This is a genomic window from Mesorhizobium sp. M4A.F.Ca.ET.020.02.1.1 (assembly GCF_004022645.1).
GTDB lineage: Bacteria > Pseudomonadota > Alphaproteobacteria > Rhizobiales > Rhizobiaceae > Mesorhizobium.
Genome location: NZ_RZOI01001028.1, coordinates 1 through 1606, shown reverse-complemented (window position 1 = coordinate 1606; position 1606 = coordinate 1). Strand labels below are relative to the sequence as shown.

Below are 1606 nucleotides of genomic sequence, written 5' to 3'. Positions count from 1 at the left end.
ATATTTATGATATCTAATTCAATAGCATCGTCAGATAGGCGTCTGATGCGCGCGCAAGCGCCGGACGGCATGACGCCATCGGCGCCGGTGGGCGATGCAACCAAATCGCCGTCCATCCATTTCCGACACGCCCCGTCGTGCGCCAGCCGTCGCCAGAGAGCCAAAATCTATTATCCGGCTAAAGTAAATCGGCGTATCCTCGGTTTCTGAAATGTCCATGATTCGCACCCTCTTTTGCCTCGTCGACGGTTCGGCTCGCGCGCCGCGCGCGCCCGTCGGATCGCGAGATCGCGTATGAGCGGTTCCGTCGTCCTTCTGCATCTTGCCGGCGCCGTGGCGCTGATGCTGTTTGCCACCCGCATGGTCAAGACGGGCGTCGAGCGTGCCTATGGCGATGCGCTGCGCCATCGGCTGCGCGCCACCATGCGCAATCCGCTGATGGCGGTTCTCGCCGGTTGCGGCCTGTCGGTCGCACTGCAGAGCTCCACGGCCGTGACCTTGCTGGTCGGCTCCTTCGCCGGCGCCGGCATCGTCTCCGGCATGTCCGGCCAATTGGCGGTGCGCGGCGCCGAGATCGGCTCGGCGCTGGTGGTCAAGCTCCTCACCTTCGACCTCTCCCTGCTGGTGCCGGTGTGCCTGGTCGCCGGCACCGTCATGTTCATGGCCACCGAGCGGCGCGACTGGCGCCAGTTCGGCCGCATCCTGGTCGGTATCGGTCTCTTGCTTCTGTCGCTGGAGATGATCGGCCAGGCGTCGGAGCCGTTGCGCCAGAGCACGCTGATGCCGATGATCGTCAACTATTTCTCCGGCGATTTCGTCACCGCCTACCTGCTCGCCGCGCTGGTCACCTGGCTGTTCCATTCCTCGATCGCGGCGGTGCTGCTGCTGGTGACGCTGGCTGGCCGTGGCTTCATCCCTCCCGAGCTCGGCATCGTGCTGGTGCTCGGCGTCAATCTCGGCTCCTCGATCATCGCGCCACTGCTCACTCGCAACGCCGAGCCCGGCGTGCGCGTCGTGCCGATCGGCAATCTGCTGATGCGCGGCATGGGCTCGCTGCTCATGCTGATCCTGTTCATGACGCTGAAGCCGCCTGTCGGCTTCCTTGGCGCCAGCGTGCCTGACCAGATCGTCAACGCCCACATCCTGTTCAATGTGATCGTCCTGCTCGCCGGCCTGCCGCTCGCCAGCCTCGTCTACCGCGCCTCGGAGAAGATCGTGGCGCTCGGCGCCAAGCCGGAGCAGGCTTCGGCGCTCGACATCGTCGAACTGTCGGCGCTCAACGAAAGCGCGCTTGATACGCCGAGCCAGGCGCTGGCCAACGCCACCCGCGAGGTGGTGCGGGTCTGCGAGACCGTCGAGATCATGCTGAAGCGCATCATCGAGCTCTATGAGAGCGCCGACGGCGACAAGATCAAGGCGCTGGCCGCGCTCGACGATCGCGTCGACAAGAAGCACGCGGCGATAAAGCTCTATCTGGCCAAGGTTACCAAAAACCCGCTCAGCGAGGACGAAGCGCTGCGCTGCCAGGAATTGATCGGCGCCTGCGTCAAGCTGGAGCAGGTCGGCGACATCATCGTGCGCAACATGCTGGTGCATGTCAGGAAGA

General features: G+C 64.3%; 1 protein-coding gene. It reads left to right on the top strand.

Annotation, left to right across the window (positions count from 1 at the left end; all coding sequences use genetic code 11):
• Positions 1-294: 294 nt before the first annotated feature.
• A partial coding sequence (locus EN742_RS34440) for a Na/Pi cotransporter family protein (RefSeq protein ID WP_148670501.1) occupies positions 295-1606 on the top strand: 1312 nt, incomplete at its 3' end.